This is a genomic window from Fortiea sp. LEGE XX443, from assembly GCF_015206815.1.
GTDB lineage: Bacteria > Cyanobacteriota > Cyanobacteriia > Cyanobacteriales > Nostocaceae > Nostoc_B.
Map to the genome: position 1 here is coordinate 1 of NZ_JADEXZ010000149.1, position 2,709 is coordinate 2,709.

The window sequence follows — 2,709 nt, forward strand, 5'->3', positions numbered from 1 at the left end:
CTGCCTCTTCTTCCCCCTGCCCCCTGCCCCGTTGCCTGTCTCTGGGTGGGAAATGCGGTAGATCAAGTCAGTGGCGATCGCCATGCTCACATTTTTTTGCTTTACGTCGTCCCAGAACATCGGCGGCGGGGTATTGGTAAAGCCTTGATGCACTATGTCGAAAACTGGGCAATTGCCAGAGGCGATCGGCGAATTGGGTTACAAGTCTTTCAATCCAACCAACCCGCCTTAAATCTCTACAACCAACTGGGTTATCAAACTCAATCATTTTGGATGCTGAAAGAACTTTTAGTTAAGAGTCAGTAGTCAATAGTCAATGGTCATTAGTCAAGAGTTCAAATGCAGGAGGCAGAAGGCTAAAAAATAAAATTTCATACTTCACACTAGCCTGCGGCAAGCCCTTCTCTGCGAGAGGCTACGCCAACGGGTTCAGCAGTTGCTACCCTACGGGAACGCTTTCAGCGAACAAGTCGGGGAACCCGCCCAACGCACTGCTGACGCTCCTACGTCACTACCGCTACGCTAACACCGCTAAAAGCGTCTACATACTTCATACTTTTTCCAGACAAATTTAATCATGTCGAACATAAAGTGTACAATAATCTAGCAAATACCTATCGGGCGTAGAATTATTGGCACGAGGGTTACGTATAGCAGTTGCCGGATAGATTAGCACAAGAACTAATCATTAAACATGGACAGTAAGCGGCTTTCAAACCTGTTCCCTGTTCCCTGTTCCCTGTTCCCTGCTATATAAATCCCACTCGGCATCTAAATGAAGTATGTATGACGACGATGACCTAAGCCTACTCGATCCTGAGGTAGAGCTAGAAAGCCCACTAGATAAAATGGAGCCGCTAACTGCTGAGTCAGAAGTGGCAAAGCCAGATCCAGAAGTGATGTTAGTCCTTCTGGAGAATTTCCGACCCCAGCAAAGAATGCTGGCGGCGCGTGCTTTTTGTGATATCGAAGATGAACGGGCTACCCCCTTACTCATTCGCCTTTTGACTGACTCTTGTCCTTTAGTGCGAGTGAGTGCAGCCTACGGTATTGGGCGTAATCCCAGTCAAGAGGCTGTAGAACCTTTAATTGCTCAACTTAATCAAGATTGGAATGGCTATGTGCGTAAAGGTGTAGTTTGGGCATTGGGTAATTGCCGCGATCGCCGTTGTTTAGCACCCTTAGCAAATGCTTTAAGAACAGATATTTCCGCAGTGCGTCTGTGGTCTGCTAGTGCTTTAGCGCAGATGGCAGAAGTGGGTTATGAAGCAGCGATCGGCGCGATTCCACCCTTAATTGAAGCTTTAGTCCAAGACCAAGTAGCCGCAGTACGTAGTAACAGTGCCTGGGCAATTGGACAATTATGCAAGGAATTGCCATCGAATATAGTTTACGCAACAGCCATTGATGCTTTGATTCAAGCCTTTGCCGAAGACAAAGATTTAGGCGTGCGGGAAGATACCAAAGCTGCACTACTAGGCGTAGGCGACCCTCGTGGCTTGCAGCTAATCGAAACCTTAGAACAAGAAGGATGGTTTTGATCGAGTCCGAAGTTAACAGTTAAAAGTAGTTTTTTACTATTGGCTAAAAAAATGAAGTATGAAGTAAATATTGATACAATTTTTTTCCCTAGAAGCGAAAAAAATTTAGTTTTTCTTAGCTCATCACCTATCTCTAAAGAGATGTGTTAATTTCATACTTCACACTTCACACTTCATACTTCACTTACTTTCGGGTGCTGGCTTGATCAAATTGAGGTCATAAGGACGTTCAGTATCATCCTCACCCAAATACTCCCCGTTTTGAATTTCTAAAATTACCAAGGGAATTAAACCGGGATTTTCTACTTTATGTAACGTTGCTGCCGGCACATAAGTTGATTCGTTGCGATTCAGCAACACTTCCGTTTCGCCGCAAGTCACCTTGGCGACACCAGAAACTACGACCCAATGTTCATTACGGTGATAATGGATTTGTGGTTTGATACCGTGCCTAGGATTAATTTCAACGCGACTAATTCTATAGTTATCTCCTTCTTCTATTACCTCCACGTTACCCCAGTATCTCGCTCCAGAATGCGAAGACGATTCATTGCTATTGGATTGATCGTTATTATCATTTTGAGTCATAACCAAACTCCTCAACCAGATTGCTATCACTATTGTTTAGTAATCTAACGCACATTAGTTGACAATTTGCCATATATAGGATTCCTATTTGATTTTTGAACAAAACTCGGTACACATTTATTCTTTCTTCCCTGTTCCCTGTCACCTGTTCCCTGTTCCCTATCTCTACGAGTGATTCAGAAATCAAAGCGGGATACTATATTTAGTTTGTTCTCAACTTTTACTAAATAATCTACATAAATAGAATATTCTGGGATTAACGAACTTTTTATAGTTGCCTAAATATCGCCTTTTTTGGATAACTTAAGTTTACAATATCAGACTATTCAAGAGAAATCCAAAATATCAATCTCTGTGCTTACATTTAGGACTTAATCAAGTTAAAAATTCTGTTTTTAGTAGATAAAAAACTAAAATAACCAATAATTGTATGATTATGAATGTCGATTCGATTTCTCAGCAGCCTCATTTAAGTGAAAAAAGCAGGGGAGCAGGGAGCAGGGAGCAGGGGAGAAAAGGCGCAAGGGGGCTTTTGCCCACAAGGGGCAAGGTTTGTACCTTTCCCCCTGCCCCGTTCCCC

The 2,709-nt window shown here is 43.1% G+C and carries 3 protein-coding genes; 2 read left to right on the forward strand and 1 reads right to left on the reverse strand.

The window, feature by feature from the left end; genetic code table 11:
• Both IQ259_RS26815 and IQ259_RS26820 read left to right on the forward strand, forming a co-directional pair.
• A partial coding sequence (locus tag IQ259_RS26815; protein WP_193889011.1) for an N-acetyltransferase occupies positions 1 to 306 on the forward strand: 306 nt, incomplete at its 5' end.
• A 476-nt stretch (positions 307 to 782) separates the two neighbouring features.
• Complete coding sequence (locus IQ259_RS26820) at positions 783 to 1,541, forward strand: HEAT repeat domain-containing protein (RefSeq protein WP_193889012.1); 759 nt, start codon at positions 783 to 785, stop codon at positions 1,539 to 1,541.
• A gap of 180 nt (positions 1,542 to 1,721) precedes the next feature.
• Here the strand turns inward: IQ259_RS26820 and IQ259_RS26825 are convergent, their stop codons facing one another.
• On the reverse strand, positions 1,722 to 2,129 hold the full coding sequence (locus IQ259_RS26825; RefSeq protein ID WP_193889013.1) for a phosphomannose isomerase type II C-terminal cupin domain: 408 nt from the start codon (positions 2,127 to 2,129) through the stop codon (positions 1,722 to 1,724).
• Positions 2,130 to 2,709: the final 580 nt, after the last annotated feature.